Origin of the sequence: Aminobacter sp. MET-1 (assembly GCF_026521175.1) — a bacterium.
Lineage (GTDB): Bacteria > Pseudomonadota > Alphaproteobacteria > Rhizobiales > Rhizobiaceae > Aminobacter.
In genome coordinates this window covers 217,525-231,398 of sequence record NZ_JAMSHL010000005.1, presented here as the reverse complement: position 1 = coordinate 231,398, position 13,874 = coordinate 217,525, and the positions used below count along the sequence as shown (strand labels likewise).

Annotated in this window: 14 protein-coding genes and 1 tRNA gene; 6 read left to right on the top strand and 9 right to left on the bottom strand. The window is 62.5% G+C overall.

The features are described from left to right. Nucleotides 1-24: 24 nt before the first annotated feature. The 4 genes from NDO48_RS09805 to rpiA form a co-directional block, all read right to left on the bottom strand. Nucleotides 25-1,398 (bottom strand): class II 3-deoxy-7-phosphoheptulonate synthase, encoded by a 1,374-nt coding sequence (locus NDO48_RS09805; protein ID WP_026227236.1) that lies wholly within the window; start codon nucleotides 1,396-1,398, stop codon nucleotides 25-27. Nucleotides 1,399-1,555: 157 nt separating this feature from the next. After that, nucleotides 1,556-2,950, bottom strand: coding sequence for a glutathione-disulfide reductase (gene gor / locus NDO48_RS09800; RefSeq protein WP_267321395.1), 1,395 nt, complete (start codon nucleotides 2,948-2,950; stop codon nucleotides 1,556-1,558). Between the two features lie 193 nt (nucleotides 2,951-3,143). Continuing rightward, nucleotides 3,144-3,707 carry a DUF2059 domain-containing protein gene (locus tag NDO48_RS09795; RefSeq protein ID WP_018428192.1) on the bottom strand — a complete coding sequence of 188 codons (564 nt, stop codon included), beginning with the start codon at nucleotides 3,705-3,707 and terminating at the stop codon, nucleotides 3,144-3,146. Between the two features lie 18 nt (nucleotides 3,708-3,725). Continuing rightward, nucleotides 3,726-4,424, bottom strand: a complete 699-nt coding sequence (gene rpiA, locus NDO48_RS09790; protein WP_018428193.1) for a ribose-5-phosphate isomerase RpiA — start codon at nucleotides 4,422-4,424, stop codon at nucleotides 3,726-3,728. Nucleotides 4,425-4,567: 143 nt separating this feature from the next. Here rpiA and NDO48_RS09785 point away from each other — a divergent pair, with 143 nt between their 5' ends. From NDO48_RS09785 to NDO48_RS09775, 3 genes are all read left to right on the top strand, one after another. Further along, entirely contained in the window at nucleotides 4,568-5,251 is a 684-nt protein-coding gene (locus NDO48_RS09785) for a phosphoglycolate phosphatase (protein WP_018428194.1), read from the top strand. 67 nt (nucleotides 5,252-5,318) lie between these two features. Continuing rightward, a tRNA-Val gene (locus NDO48_RS09780) sits at nucleotides 5,319-5,393 on the top strand. Nucleotides 5,394-5,918: 525 nt separating this feature from the next. Then, nucleotides 5,919-6,989, top strand: a complete 1,071-nt coding sequence (locus tag NDO48_RS09775; protein ID WP_081623479.1) for a glycosyltransferase 61 family protein — start codon at nucleotides 5,919-5,921, stop codon at nucleotides 6,987-6,989. Between the two features lie 61 nt (nucleotides 6,990-7,050). Here the strand turns inward: NDO48_RS09775 and NDO48_RS09770 are convergent, their stop codons facing one another. After that, nucleotides 7,051-8,916, bottom strand: a complete 1,866-nt coding sequence (locus tag NDO48_RS09770) for a L,D-transpeptidase family protein (RefSeq protein WP_018428265.1) — start codon at nucleotides 8,914-8,916, stop codon at nucleotides 7,051-7,053. A 266-nt stretch (nucleotides 8,917-9,182) separates the two neighbouring features. Here NDO48_RS09770 and NDO48_RS09765 point away from each other — a divergent pair, with 266 nt between their 5' ends. Continuing rightward, nucleotides 9,183-9,578 carry a rhodanese-like domain-containing protein gene (locus tag NDO48_RS09765; protein WP_026227251.1) on the top strand — a complete coding sequence of 132 codons (396 nt, stop codon included), beginning with the start codon at nucleotides 9,183-9,185 and terminating at the stop codon, nucleotides 9,576-9,578. A gap of 7 nt (nucleotides 9,579-9,585) precedes the next feature. Here NDO48_RS09765 and NDO48_RS09760 read toward each other — a convergent pair whose 3' ends face one another. Beyond that, a complete protein-coding gene (locus tag NDO48_RS09760) occupies nucleotides 9,586-10,494 on the bottom strand; it encodes an alpha/beta hydrolase (protein ID WP_018428267.1) in 909 nt (302 codons plus the stop codon). A 50-nt stretch (nucleotides 10,495-10,544) separates the two neighbouring features. Between NDO48_RS09760 and NDO48_RS09755 the strand changes: the two genes are divergently transcribed. Continuing rightward, complete coding sequence (locus NDO48_RS09755) at nucleotides 10,545-10,994, top strand: MarR family winged helix-turn-helix transcriptional regulator (RefSeq protein ID WP_018428268.1); 450 nt, start codon at nucleotides 10,545-10,547, stop codon at nucleotides 10,992-10,994. A gap of 257 nt (nucleotides 10,995-11,251) precedes the next feature. Here the strand turns inward: NDO48_RS09755 and NDO48_RS09750 are convergent, their stop codons facing one another. From NDO48_RS09750 to NDO48_RS09740, 3 genes are all read right to left on the bottom strand, one after another. Continuing rightward, entirely contained in the window at nucleotides 11,252-12,136 is an 885-nt protein-coding gene (locus NDO48_RS09750; protein WP_018428270.1) for a sulfite oxidase heme-binding subunit YedZ, read from the bottom strand. A gap of 97 nt (nucleotides 12,137-12,233) precedes the next feature. Further along, a complete protein-coding gene (locus NDO48_RS09745) occupies nucleotides 12,234-12,845 on the bottom strand; it encodes a pyridoxamine 5'-phosphate oxidase family protein (protein ID WP_018428271.1) in 612 nt (203 codons plus the stop codon). A 62-nt stretch (nucleotides 12,846-12,907) separates the two neighbouring features. Further along, nucleotides 12,908-13,261, bottom strand: a complete 354-nt coding sequence (locus NDO48_RS09740) for a gamma-butyrobetaine hydroxylase-like domain-containing protein (RefSeq protein WP_018428272.1) — start codon at nucleotides 13,259-13,261, stop codon at nucleotides 12,908-12,910. Between the two features lie 120 nt (nucleotides 13,262-13,381). On the opposite strand from NDO48_RS09740, the gene NDO48_RS09735 reads away from it, so the two are divergent. Further along, nucleotides 13,382-13,804: a lysozyme inhibitor LprI family protein gene (locus tag NDO48_RS09735; protein WP_018428273.1), complete on the top strand. Its 423-nt coding sequence runs from the start codon at nucleotides 13,382-13,384 to the stop codon at nucleotides 13,802-13,804. The last annotated feature ends 70 nt before the right edge of the window (nucleotides 13,805-13,874 follow it).

Genomic DNA, 13,874 nt, shown 5'->3' with positions numbered 1-13,874 from the left:
TCGATTGAATATCCGACCTGCGGATCAGGCGTTGACGGCCTTCTTCTGCTCGGTCACAGCCCCCTTGCGCAGCAGTTCCGAAACCAGGAAGGCCAGTTCGATCGCCTGATCGGCGTTGAGGCGCGGGTCGCAATGCGTGTGATAGCGGTCCTGCAGCTCCTCGGCGGTGATGGCGCGCGCGCCACCCGTGCATTCGGTGACATTGTTGCCGGTCATCTCGACATGGATGCCGCCCGGGTGCGTACCTTCCGAACGATGGATGTCGAAGAAGCTCTGCACTTCGCTCAGGATGCGGTCGAACGGGCGCGTCTTGTAGCCGGCAGCCGTGATCGTGTTGCCGTGCATCGGATCGCACGACCAGACGACCTTGCGGCCCTCCTTCTCGACGGCGCGGATCAGCTTCGGCAGATGCTCACCGACCTTGTCGTGGCCGAAGCGCGCGATCAGGGTCAGACGGCCTGCCTCGTTCTCCGGGTTGAGCAGGTCGATCAGCTTCAACAAGCTGTCGGGCGTCAGCGAGGGACCACACTTGAGACCAAGCGGGTTCTTCACGCCACGGCAGTACTCGACATGCGCGTGATCGACCTGGCGCGTACGGTCGCCGATCCAGATCATGTGGCCCGAGGTCGCGTACCAGTCGCCCGAGGTCGAGTCGACGCGGGTCAGCGCCTGCTCGTAGCCGAGCAGCAGCGCCTCGTGGCTGGTGTAGAAGTCGGTCTCGCGCAGCGCGTAGTTCGTCTCCGAGGTGATGCCGACGGCCTTCATGAAGTCCATCGTCTCGGTGATGCGGTTGGCCAGTGCCTCATAGCGCTCGCCCTGCGGGCTGTTGGAAACGAAGCCGAGCATCCACTTGTGCACGTTCTCGAGGCTGGCATAGCCACCCTGGGCGAAGGCGCGCAAAAGGTTCAGCGTCGCAGCCGACTGGCGGTACGCCATTTCCTGGCGTGCCGGATCGGGCACGCGAGACTTCTCGTCGAAGGCCGGGCCATTGATGATGTCGCCGCGATAGCTCGGCAGCGTGACGTCGCCCTTGGTCTCGTTGTCGGCCGAACGCGGCTTGGCGAACTGGCCGGCAATGCGGCCGACCTTCACCACCGGCTGCGCGCCGGCGAAAGTCAGCACGACCGACATCTGCAGGAAGACGCGGAAGAAGTCGCGGATATTGTCGGCGCCGTGCTCGGCGAAGCTTTCGGCGCAGTCGCCGCCCTGGAGCAGGAAGGCCTCGCCATTGGCGACGGCTGCCAGTTGCTTCTTCAGCTTTCTCGCTTCACCTGCAAAAACCAAGGGGGGAAACGTGGCGAGACGGGCTTCCGTTTCTGCGAGAGCCGCAGCGTCCGGATAAGCCGGAACCTGCTGAATCGGCATGCTTCTCCAGGAATTCGGTGACCATTTCGTCATGTTAGCACCCAAAAGTTTTGTCAGCGGGCACCTCACCCGCGCTGTGACCCGCCATTACGGGAACGCGGCTGTTTACACGATGACGAGCCTCTATTCCACCCCGGAATCCCCTAGGGACCAAGGTTTCACTGCGGAAGGTCCGGAAGCCGCCGCAACGTCAGTTTTCGACGCGCGAGCCATCCCTTACCAGATAGGTCGGCTTATACATCGTCACCAGCTCTTCGGCCGCGGTCGGATGCACCGCCATGGTCTGATCGAAGGCGTCCTTGGTAAGACGCGCCTTGAGCGCGATGCCGAGCAGCTGCGCCATCTCGCCGGCATCCGGCCCAAGCACATGGGCGCCGACGACGATGCGCGTATCGGCGTCGACCACCAGCTTCATCAGCATTTTTTCCTGGCGTCCCGACAGCGTGTGGCGCATCGGCCGGAAGCTGGCGCGATAGACCTCGAGGTTCTTGTAGCGCTTGGCCGCATCGTCCTCAGAAAGCCCGACGGTGCCGATCTCCGGCTGCGAGAACACAGCCGTTGGAATGGTGTCATGGTCGGGCGTGGTCGGGTTGCCCTTGAAGGCGGTCTCGATGAAGCACATGGCCTCGTGGATCGCCACCGGCGTCAGCTGCACGCGATTGGTGACGTCGCCCACCGCCCAGATGTTGTCGGCGCTGGTCCGAGAATAGCTGTCGACGACCACAGCGCCCGACTTGTCGAGCTCGACGCCCGCGTCCGAAAGCCCGAGGCCTTCGGTGTTCGGCGTGCGCCCGATGGCGAGAAGCACCTGGTCGACGGTCAGCTGCTGGCCGGTGTTCAGCCTGACATCAAGGCGGCCGTCGCCGCGCTTGGCGACTTCCTGCGAGACCGAGTGCAGCAGGATCTTGATGCCCTTCTGCTCCATCGTCTCATGCAGGGTACGCCTCAGGTCCATGTCGAAGCGGCTGAGGATCTCCTTCCCGCGATAGACCAGCGTGGTGTCGACGCCTAGGCCGTGGAAAATGTTGGCAAACTCGACGGCGATATAGCCGCCACCCTCGATCATGATCGCCTTGGGCAGTTCCGGCAGATCGAAGACCTCGTTGGAGTAGATGCAGTACTCGTGGCCAGGAAGCGCCGGATGCGTGCTCGGCCGGCCGCCGGTCGCGATCAGGATCTGGTCTGCCGTGACAGTACGTCCATCCGCTTCGAGGCGGATCGTGTGCCTGTCGACAAGCGTGGCGCGCGAATGGATGGTCTCGCCGCCGGAATTCTCGACATTGCGCTTGTAGATGCCTTCAAGCCGCGAAATCTCGCGCTCCTTGTTGGCGACAAGCGTCTTCCAGTCGAACGTGCTTTCACCGACCGTCCAGCCATAGCCGGCGGCATCCTCGAAATGCTCGGGGAACTGCGAGGCATAGACATAGAGCTTCTTGGGCACGCAACCGCGGATGACGCAGGTGCCGCCGAAGCGGAACTCCTCGGCCAGCGCCACGCGCTTGCCCATGGCTGCCGCCACACGCGCCGCACGAACCCCGCCCGAGCCACCGCCGATGACAAAGAGGTCGTAGTCGTACTGGGCCATGGTGTTCCTTCCTGCAGGCAATCGGTGCGCGCCTCAGGCCATAGGGAGCATTGCCCGGACGCATGTGAATTCAAGGATGCTGCAACGCCGATACTTGGCGTGCCGCGGTGCGCCACAGGTAGTGGTGCAAGCACAAAAAGAAAAGCCCGGCATAAGCCGGGCCCGTCTCATCGTGACTGTTGGTCGCGGCCGATTACTTCTTCGGCGCCTCAGGGGTCACGGGCGCAGCACCCTCGGTGACGGCCGGAGCCTTGGCGCCGGCGACCGCCGTCAGCTTCTCGCCGACCTGCTGGGCAAGGTCGCGGGCAATGCCGTTCTGCCAGATGTCTGCAGCTTTCACCAGTTCGCGCGAGGCGATCGGGCCGTTCTCGATCAGCTTCTTGCCGGCTTCCGAATTGTAGAAGGCCGCGATCTCGGTCAGTTCCTTCTCGTTGAAGGACTTGGCGTAGGCAATCGCCGCTTCCTTCTCGAGATCGGCGCGACGGGCGGCCATGGCAAGCGTCTTCTCATCGACCGTCTGGGTGATGATTTCCTGCATGTCGGGGTTCTGCTGGATCAGCTGCTGCTTCAGCGCAAATGCCGCCTGCGGCAGGATGCCGTCGAACGAATCGGTTGCGTGAATCGCAGCGATGGCCGCATGGGCCGCCTTGAGATGGGCTTCACCGATCTCCTGGGCCTGGGCCGAGAACGCAATGGCTGCAAAAGCCGAAGCCGCCACCATGACGGAGAAGCCGCGAAGCCGGTTTGTCGAAATCATGATGAATAGAACTCCTGTTTAGAGAGCCGGATGAACGGTTCTGACACCGTCGGAGCCGGCAATGACGGCAACGGTGGCCAAGCCGAGAAAGAGACCATGCTCGACGACGCCAGGAATGGCGTGAAGGGCATCCGAAAGCGCTCTTGTATCGGGAATGCGGCCAAAAGATGCATCGATAATGAAATGTCCACCGTCGGTTACGAAGGTCTCGCCGCCGGTCTTGCGCAGCACCAGCGAACCGGAAAGGCCGAGCTTTTCCGCTGCCTTTGCGATGGCGATTTCGGTGGCTCTGAGACCAAACGGATTGACCTCGATCGGCAGTGGGAAGCGGCCGAGCGTCTCGACCAGCTTGGACTGGTCGGCGATCACGATCATGCGCGCCGAGGCCGCCGCGACGATCTTCTCGCGCAGCAACGCACCGCCGCCGCCCTTGACCAGCGTAAGTGCTGGATCGATCTCGTCGGCACCGTCGATGGTAAGGTCGAGCTCGGGTGTCTCTTCCAGCGTCGACAGCGGAACCGCCAGCTCGCGGCAAAGCGTGGCGGTCCGTTCAGACGTCGGCACGCCGATGACCTGCATGCCGGCCGCAACCTTTTCGGCCAGCAGGCGGACGAATTCCTCGGCGGTGGAACCTGTACCGATGCCCAGGCGCATACCGCTCTCGACATAACCGAGTGCGGCCCGTGCCGCCTCGATCTTCAAAGCCTTGGCATCCATGACTTGTTCGCAAATTCCCAGATTACAGGCTTGGCTCCTAGCATTTTTGCCGATTGGGTCAAAGGCTTTATGGACCGCGGGTTGCGCCGCCTGGGCGCGAAGGCTATCGCCTTTGGCGAAATATGAACCCGTGAAAGCAAGCCATGTCCAGACCGATCATCGTATTCGACCTCGACGGAACCCTTGTCGACACTGCTCCCGACCTGCTCGACAGCCTGAACCACACGCTGGTGGCCGGCGGCCTCGCCCAGGTGGACGACAATGCCTTCCGCCGGTTCGTCGGCATGGGCGGCAAGATCATGATCGAACGGGCTTATGCCGCGCAGCGCAAGGCGCTTGCGGGCGAAGAGCACGAGCGCATGCACGACATTTTCCTCGATCACTACACGCTCAACATCCCCGGCCGTTCGCAGCCCTATCCGGGTGTGGTGGCTGCCATGGAGCGCTTCGCCGATGCCGGTTACTTGCTTGCCGTCTGCACCAACAAATACGAGACGCTTGCCCGCAACCTGATCGGCGGGCTCGGCCTTGCCGACCGCTTCGCCGCCATCACCGGCCCAGAAACATTCGGCATCCGCAAACCCGACCCGAGGCACCTGACCAAGACCATCGCCATGGCCGGCGGCGATGCCTCGCGTGCTGTCATGGTCGGCGATTCGGTCACCGACATCGACACGGCCAAGGCCGCCGGCATCCCCGTTGTCGCCGTCGACTTCGGTTACACGGATCGCCACGTCAGTGAATTCGAGCCCTCGGCAATCATCTCGCACTATGACGAACTGACGCTTGGCCTGGCTGAAAAGCTGATAGCTGCGGGAAGTCGCTAAAGCCGCCTTGACACAGCTCCCGCCCCTCCCCTATATCGCCGTCACGTTCGGCCTAAGGGCCTCGGACGGGCGATTAGCTCAGCGGGAGAGCACACCCTTCACACGGGTGGGGTCATAGGTTCAATCCCTATATCGCCCACCATTCTTCTATCTTATATCCTCTTGTTATTGATGAACTTTTTGCTTGGGCCGGAAACGGGCCATAAGTGCTATTCAGCACAGACCGGCGAGCACAGGCAGACAATGGCAGCTTAATCCGCGGAACATCCGTGGACTACTGCTCAGGTTGCTCCGTGTATTCGCCTGATTGCCCTCGACACGACACCTCCCCCACCGTGACCTTCAGCAGCCAATAAGAGCGCGATGACAACGGAGTGCACGCCCCGTGGGAAGGGCGGCTGCGAGATCAAACTCGAAGATCGTGCCGGGCGAGCGGGTTTGAAAAGCCGATGCGGCGGACATAAAAGTCCGCTCGACCGCGACAGGCTCGACCAGCGGGTGCAGATCCGCCTTCTGCACGTCACCAGCCGGTTCATCTACTGCACCAAACGCGGCATTCGCGAACTTATTTCCCTCAATATCGATGGAAATGCCCCTCGGTTAACAGCAATAGAAATAGATAAAGCAACAGTCTATAATACCGAAGTTCTGTGGGGGAATGAGGGGCATGTCCGTTGCTTCAAGGCTCTATCCTCTTTTAGGCTCGCTCTTCGAACGACTGCGAAAGTCGCGGGGCGCGCTCGAAGATGTTCAATCCGAGCAAATTGCCAAAGCGGAGAGCTTGGTGCAGGCGCCGGCCTACATGGAGCCATCTGACTGGGATCGTGTCATTGGCGTGCAGCCGTCGACGAATCTCGACAATGAACGAATGCGGATTGCGGGCGGGTTGCGACAACATGGGGGAACCATTCGCTACCGGCTCGGCGATGCATTGGCGACGCCGCGCGGCGTTTTCAGCTTTTCCCGCAGCCTGCAGCGCCATGGTCCTGCGCCACTGCAGCCTGCCCTGGCAAACCCCATCCAGCGCACAGACAGAGCCTTTTTCCCGATGACACCAGTGGCGATGGCCTACTTTGGCCACCTGATAAACGACTCCTTGCCGGCATCGCTTCTGATTCAACCGGGTGAGACCCTCTGCCTGCCCTACAACCCGTCATGGCATCATGGCCGCGCCTACTGCGAACTGTTCGGCCTGTCGCCCTCGCCCGCACCGATGATTCATGCGCGAGAGATGTGGTTGACCGACGATCGTGGAATGAACACCCATCGCCACGCCCGCACACGGGCCCTGCATGCGAAGCTGCATTCGGGTTTGGAACCATCAAGACACTCGGGCGCCTTCCTGCGCCGGGGGACGACCGGTGCAAAACGCGACCTGATCAATGAGAATGCCGTGGCCGAGGTTCTGGCTGCCCGAGGTTACGCTATCTGCGATGTGACATCCCCTCTTCCCGAACTGCTGGCGACGCTGGCGCAGGTGCCAGTGGTCGTCACCGTCGAAGGCAGCCAGTGGGTGCATGCTCATTTTGGCGCAGCACTTGGAGCGCTGATCGTCGTCATCAATCCTTGCGACACGTTCAATGCGTTGATCGCCGACATGGTGCCGGCGCTCGACCAGCGGATGGCGACCATCGTCGCCGACAAGGCGGAAGACGGCTATCATGTCGATGTCCAGCGGCTCGTGGCGCTGATCGATCGGGCGCAGGACGACATGGTCCGCACATCGAGGCTGTCATAACGAGCGGCCGCATCACCTGACAGAAGCCATTCTTGTTCAGGAAATGCAGCCGGACTGGGCCTTACATGCTCGGCGCGCGTACCGTTTCGGTCTTGGCTACCGCTTCCATCAGCCTGGCATCACGATCGTAGACGTCGCCGAAATATGCGACCTTGCCGTTGAGATCCGGCCAGGCCGTGAAATAGGCGACATAAACAGGGATCTTGCGGTTCACCTTCTCGAAGGAATGGCCCTGCTTGAGCTTGGCGGCGACGTGATCGACATCGGTGCCAAGCACGGCCGCAGCCATGCCGCGCGGGTCGGACAAGCGGATGCAGCCATGGCTGAAGGCCCGGTTGTCGCGATTGAACAGCGCCTTCTGCGGCGTGTCGTGCATGTAGATGGCGTGCTTGTTGGGGAACAGGATCTTGAGCTCGCCAAGCGCATTGGCTTCGCTCGGCGCCTGGCGCACGCTGTAAGGCACCTTGGCGCCGTACTGGCTCCAGTCGATCGCCGACGAAGGAACACGCTGGCCACGCGAATCGGTGACCTCATAGCCGGCGCGGTCGAGATAGCTCGGATCGCTGCGCAGGCGCGGCAGCATCTCGTTGACGATGATCGACTGCGGCACGCCCCAATAGGGGTTGTAGTCGACCTGCTCGATCTCGTCCTGGAAGAAGCTGGTCTGGTTGGTGGTCTTGCCGATCACCGTCTTCATCTTCAGCTTCTCTGTGCCACCGTCGATGTAGCTCGCGGTGAAAGCCGGCTGGTTGATGAACACGCGGGGACTGCCGAGGTCTGATGGTAGCCAGCGCATCTGCTCGAGCGCCACCAGCACCTTGTCGAGACGATCGGCCTTCGACGTCCCGGCAAGGGTTGCGACGGTACGCGGACCGACGACGCCGTCGGCCTTGAGCCCTGCCCGCTTCTGCACCGCCTCGAATACGGGAACCAGGTCCGGCGTGTAGATCTCGCTGTTGACCGCACGCGCCAGCAGCTCGCCGAACTCGCCGCCCATCTCGTCATCGAGATTTCGGCTGATCAGGTGCAGCAGCTTGGGCAGCTCGGGGCTCGTTTCGCCTGGCTTCAGCAAAAGCTTGGGGTCGACAACGATGGTGTTTTCCTCGCTGGCGCGAAGCATTTCGAGCTCGACGCGCAGCGCCTTGTATTCCGGGTTTTGCGGATGGAACGACTCCATCAAGCCCCTGATATCCTGCGCCTGGCTGAGCTTCTTCAGCACGTCGACCATGTCGAGCGGTTTGGCTGCGAAATCATAGTAGCCGGAGATCCGGTTCGGATCGATCCTGCCGCCGAGTGCGTCGTGGACATAGCGCAACGCGCGCGCCGACAGCGCCATCTCGAAGCGGATAAGCGTCTTCAGCCTGCCGCTGGTGTCGTCGAGGGCATAGGCGGCCGGCGGCGCGGAAACGGAATAGTCGACCGGGTTGAGCCCATGGCCGGCCGCGTCGCCCAGAACACGAATGGCATCTTCGGCGCGGCTGTTGGCTGTATAGCCGGTCACCCAGATGAATTCGGGGTTGGCCGAATAGTAGTCAAGCAGCGCCTTGGCGATTTCCTTTTCAGCGCTGAGATCGTAGCCATCGAGGCCGGCGATCGCTTCGCGGAAGCTGGTGCCGGCCAGCGACGGCTCCAGCGACACCGACTGCGTGCCGGCGCTCAGCTTGGCGAAGTCGACCGACACCATCGCATCGGCCTTGTAATTGTAATAGGTCGGCGCGCTGATCTTGGCTGCCTGCACCGGCTTCTTCTTCACCGGCTCGGGCGGCGGCGGAAACTCGCCGTGCTGCTGGCGCGGGCTCCGGCCGCCGCCGCCGAACAGCACATCAAGCAATGTCTGCGCGCCCGCGTGCGGTGCCCCCATGGCGACGCTGGCAGCCAGCGCCACCAGCGGAAGGGAAATCGGCTTCTTCAGGAAAGCAATCTTCATAGGACACCCACCCCCGCCCGGGAATTTCATTGGAACCCCCATGCGCCGCTCGGGGCATTCCTGTCGCCTAATGGCGGATGTAAGGCGCAGACGTATCGATTCATACCGATAACGTTAAGCTTCCATAAATTTCCGGGTAGCTGTTGCCGAACAGTTTCACATCATCGTGACCGCCGCCGCCCCTGGCACAATCCGGCCGGGATGACAGATGCCGCCCCGCCATGCGATCAAATTGCAGGCCGATGGATTTCAGGACGAGGTCGAAAGTGAAGAAGGGCTACAAGGAACTGCTCGACGAGGCCAATGCCGTGGTCGAGGTGGTGTCGCCGGAAGAGGCCGCGACCCTGCTCGACGACCCAGGCACCATCTTCGTCGACCTGCGCGATCCGCGCGAATTGCAGCGTGACGGCAAGCTTCCCGGCGCCCAGCATTGCCCGCGCGGCATGCTCGAATTCTGGATCGACCCAGATAGCCCCTATCACAAGGCGTTCTTTTCGAGCGGCAAGAGCTTCGTGTTCTTCTGCGCCGGCGGCTGGCGTTCGGCGCTGGCTGCCAAGACCGCCAAGGACATGGGACTGGAACCGGTCCGCCACATCCTCGGCGGCTTCACCGCCTGGCGCGCAGCCGGACTGCCGGTCGAACCTGGCGACAAGAAAGGCTGAAAAGGGTTCAGTGAACCAGGGCCGGCTGCGGCTGGTCGGCAACGAAGCCAACGGCCTCGCGAACAACCTCGCGGTTCGACAGAATACGGCGGTGGCCCTGCCCCTCGGCCCAGAACAGCCGGACATGGTCGCCAGCGCTGGCCATGGCACGGGCATCGGCAGCGGACACCTCCCGGTCGTCCGGCGCATGCATCACCAGTGTCGGCACCGGCAGTCGGGCCAGCAACGCCGAACCGACGAAGCGCTCCAGCGGCGTACCCGTCACGCGCTCGACCTGTGTCTCCAGGGCGCGATGAGAACGCTGTCCCAGCTTGAGGTAGCCGGCGAATTCCTGGAACAGTCGCGGCATCGAGTTCGGCGCGGAGATCAGCACCAGCCGCTCCGTCGCAAGCGGGGCAAAGCCCCTGACGGTCCCGGCCGCGGCATTGACGGCAACCGCTCCACCGAAGGAATGGCCGACGACGGCGGCGAACGGGCCGAACCACTGGGCGGCGAGACTCGCGGCCTCGACTGCCTTGGCCATGTCGAGTGCACGGCCAAGCGAGCCGCCATGGCCCGGCAGATCGAGCGACACGACCTTGTAGCCGGCGTCGCGATACCCTTCGATCAGCGAGCGCATGTATTCGGTGCGCGATCGCCAGCCATGGATGACCAGAACGGTGCCCAGGGACCGTCTCTGTAGCGGACGGAACTCGTGGGCGGCAACGCAGTCGCCGCTCGTCTTGATTCGGTGATGACGCGCCTCGGACATGAAGTCCTGTGCCCGCGCGACGGCGCGTCTTTCGCCATCGCTCATCTTCCGCACGCTGGGCACGCGCCGAAAAAGCTCGAACGCCGCGCGGCCTGTCCACGCAGGTGCCACGACCTCGCCGACGCCCATCAGCTGGCGGATGACCTTCAGCCCGATTGATGCCATATTGAACGCCCATCCATCAGTTCAATCATGAACATATTATTAGTTCAACTATGAACAATAGACAAGACCTGCCCTGGGACAATCCGCGTTTCCGCAACTGGGTCGCGGTGGCCAAGGCCTGCCATTCCATGGAGCGTGCGCTGGCCAACGCGTTGCAGCCGCACGACCTCAAGCCGGCCCAGCTCGACGTTCTGATGAACCTCTACCGTCATCCCGACATGTCGCAGCACGACCTCGCCCGCAAGCTCCTGGTCGGCCGCTCCAACATCACCATGCTTCTGCCGCAGCTGGAAAAGCGCGCCCTCGTCCACCGCGAGGCCGACGCCAAGGACAGGCGAATCATGCGCCTCAGGCTCACGCCCGATGGCGAGGCGCTGCTCCTGCAGGCACTGAAGGCCTATGGCGCCCTGATCGAAAAGGCGATGAGCGCTTCGACGCCCGAGCAATGCGACATGATCGGCGCGCATATGCTGCGCGTTGCCGAAGCGCTGAGGGACTAGCGGGCCGTTCGCAGACCAGGACGAGACTCATAAACGCGCAGTCGGCCTGATGACGATCTCTTGTGGTTGGTCTGGTCGACCATGGCCACCCAGGTCGTGACAGGCTTGCGCCATGATGCTGCGATCATCTCGCAATGCCCCGCAGACGAAGAGTTGCATCGTCACGCGGTCGCGAACATCGAGGATACCTATGCATTCCTATTCGGGCGGGTGATCCAGAAAATGTCGGAGATGCCGCAGAGGTCCTGAGATTACCCCTAGGCAGCCGCCTTTGCCATCCGCCGCCCTCGCGATGCCGGCGCCTTGCCGAATGACCTGACGACGCCAAGCGCGGTCACGGCCATGCCTACAGCCAACACCCACCATGCCGGGCGGATGGTGTAGGAAAACTGCAGGTTGGCAGCGAGCACGCGGTTGACCGGAACGCCAGTCGCCAGCCCGTACCAGGCGGCTTCGACGACGACGGTCGCAAGCGCAGCCGTCACCGCGATGCCCAGGAGCACCCATGCCGAGTTCAGGCTCAAGCCGCGCCAATGTGCCAGCCGATACAGCGTCAGCAGCATGAAGAAGCCCGCCAGCAGGGTCGGCTGATAGACGTCGGCCTTGGACTGCATGAAGTAGTGCAGCGCAGCCAGGATGCCTATGCCGTAGACGATCTTGTGCAGCCGGTTCCAGTTGCCTCCGAGACGCTTGATGGCGGCGTCCGTGGACGTCGCACCCAATGCCGCCAGCCCAAGCAAGGCGACGAAACCGATCGTCAGGTAGATACGCAGCGCGATCTCGCTGGCAACTCTGAGCACGTCCCAGTTCATGTCGAAGAAATAGAGCACGAGGTGGCCGAGCGCATAGCAGAGCGCTGCTATGCCGAGCATCCTGCGCACCATGATGAGCTTGGGCCACTGCCCGATGCGCCGGAGCGGCGTGATGGCGAGCGAAATCATCAGGAAGCGGATCGCCCAGTCGCCGGTGAAATGGATGGCCGCCGCATAGGGACGCGGGCCGAGCAAGCTGCTGGTCGAGCCCCCTTGAGGGAAACCTGCCGTCGCGTAGTAGGCAAGCAGTGCGGCCGGTACGAACGTGCCGGCGAATACGATTGCCTTCACCGGCGACAATTTGCCGGCACGGTCGGTCCAGGGCTTCATACGGAACATCTCCCAGCTTGATGGCCGGTATACGTCCTAGGCTCCGCCGAAGTTACAGTCGCCGGATCACTTTGTCTTGAATCGCCGGTGACCGTCGTCACCACATCGACTTCTTGGCCCGCTCCGGCCATTCGCGATCATAGGCCTCGCCGTCGATGTTTGCCCGGCTCGTCACGGCAAGAATCTGCCCGGGCGTCGGAAGCGACTTCGGATCGACATGGCGCTCCGGATTCCACAATTCAGAACGCACGATGGCGCGGGCGCACTGGAAATAGACCGAATCGACCTGGACGACCGTAACCGAGCGCGCTGGCTTGCCCTCGACGGTGAACGACGCACACAGCTCGGCGTCGATGGTAACGTGAGCGCGGCCGTTGACGCGCAGCGTCGTGCCAGAGCCCGGCACAAGAAACAGCAGCGCCACTTTGGGATCCCTGATGATGTTCTTCAGCGAATCGGCACGGTTGTTGCCGCGCCTGTCGGGCATCATCAGCGTGCGCGGATCATGGATGCGGACAAAGCCCGGAAGATCGCCGCGCGGCGAGCAGTCCAGTCCCTCGGGCCCGGTGGTTGCCAGCGAAACGAAGGGCGAGGCCTCGATGAAGGCCGCATACTCAGGGATGACATGGTCGAGTTCCTTCACCAGCGAGGTTTCACCGGGAAGGCCGTAGAGCGCTTCGAGTTCTTCAACCGTCGAGATCACCGACATCGTCCTGCCTTTCGCTGTGCGCGTGGTCCTTAGCCGACAAGTGTGAACTGGCGACGACAGCCCTATCTGTCGCGGGAAAGCCCCTTCTCGGCCAGCTCGTCGAGATAGGCCTGCCAGCGCGTCTGCTTCTCGTGGCCGAGCGTGTGCAAGTAGTTCCAGGTGAAGATGCCGGTGTCGTGGAAATCGTCGAAGGTGATGCGCACGGCGTAGTTGCCCACCGGCTCGATCTTCAGGATCGCAACATCGCGTTTGCCCGGCACGGTCACGCGCTGCTCCGGCGAATGGCCCTGGACCTCGGCCGAAGGCGAAAGCACGCGCAACAGCTCTGCCGGCAGCTCGAAGGGATGGTGATCTGGGAAAGTCACCGTCAACAGCTTGCGGTCCTTGGAGACCCTGAGTTCCTTTGGCGCTGACATTTCTGCTCCCTGAATGACACTTCCGGTTACGCCCAAACCGCACCGATTGGCAAGCATGCCCTGCCCTTGCTAGCGTGTTGCTGGAAACCTGGCAGCGAGACTGGCTGGAAGGAGTTTGAAATGCGGAACCTGGCCTTCAAAATGCCTGTGGTCGCCGGCCTCCTCGCCCTTGCGGCAGCGCCAGCCGCATATGCGGTCGACGACTGCTCGAGCGCCAGCAACCAGGCGGCCATGACCGAGTGTGCCGACAAGGCGCTGATCGCGTCGGACGCCGAGTTGAATGCGCTCTACAAGCAGATACAGGGCCGGCTGAAGGACGACCGGGCGGCGTCCAAGCTGCTGGTCAGTGCCCAGAGGTCCTGGGTCGCCTTCCGAGACGCCGAATGCGAATTCTCCAGCTCGGGTGTTGCCCAGGGCTCCATCTACCCAATGACGGTGCTGCAATGCAGGGACGGCATGACCGAACAACGGATCAAGGACTTCCGGAACTACCTCAAATGCGATGAAGGCGACACGAGCTGCCCGGTTCCATCAGCAAATTGATAGGCGATCCGGCTTCGAAAAATGCAATAATGGCGGCGTGGCCGGCAAAGATTGCCCTGCCAGCCAGCTA

Bases quoted from the DNA above. Each gene is read 5' to 3' on its own strand.
- NDO48_RS09745 (WP_018428271.1), bottom strand. From the start codon at position 12,845: ATGTCGGTGATCTCGACGGTTGAAGAACTCGAAGCGCTCTACGGCCTT.
- gor (WP_267321395.1), bottom strand. From the start codon at position 2,950: ATGGCCCAGTACGACTACGACCTCTTTGTCATCGGCGGTGGCTCGGGC.
- NDO48_RS09775 (WP_081623479.1), top strand. From the start codon at position 5,919: ATGTCCGTTGCTTCAAGGCTCTATCCTCTTTTAGGCTCGCTCTTCGAA.
- NDO48_RS09785 (WP_018428194.1), top strand. From the start codon at position 4,568: ATGTCCAGACCGATCATCGTATTCGACCTCGACGGAACCCTTGTCGAC.
- NDO48_RS09755 (WP_018428268.1), top strand. From the start codon at position 10,545: ATGAACAATAGACAAGACCTGCCCTGGGACAATCCGCGTTTCCGCAAC.
- NDO48_RS09735 (WP_018428273.1), top strand. From the start codon at position 13,382: ATGCGGAACCTGGCCTTCAAAATGCCTGTGGTCGCCGGCCTCCTCGCC.
- NDO48_RS09740 (WP_018428272.1), bottom strand. From the start codon at position 13,261: ATGTCAGCGCCAAAGGAACTCAGGGTCTCCAAGGACCGCAAGCTGTTG.
- NDO48_RS09770 (WP_018428265.1), bottom strand. From the start codon at position 8,916: ATGAAGATTGCTTTCCTGAAGAAGCCGATTTCCCTTCCGCTGGTGGCG.
- NDO48_RS09760 (WP_018428267.1), bottom strand. From the start codon at position 10,494: ATGGCATCAATCGGGCTGAAGGTCATCCGCCAGCTGATGGGCGTCGGC.
- rpiA (WP_018428193.1), bottom strand. From the start codon at position 4,424: ATGGATGCCAAGGCTTTGAAGATCGAGGCGGCACGGGCCGCACTCGGT.
- NDO48_RS09805 (WP_026227236.1), bottom strand. From the start codon at position 1,398: ATGACGAAATGGTCACCGAATTCCTGGAGAAGCATGCCGATTCAGCAG.
- NDO48_RS09795 (WP_018428192.1), bottom strand. From the start codon at position 3,707: ATGATTTCGACAAACCGGCTTCGCGGCTTCTCCGTCATGGTGGCGGCT.
- NDO48_RS09750 (WP_018428270.1), bottom strand. From the start codon at position 12,136: ATGAAGCCCTGGACCGACCGTGCCGGCAAATTGTCGCCGGTGAAGGCA.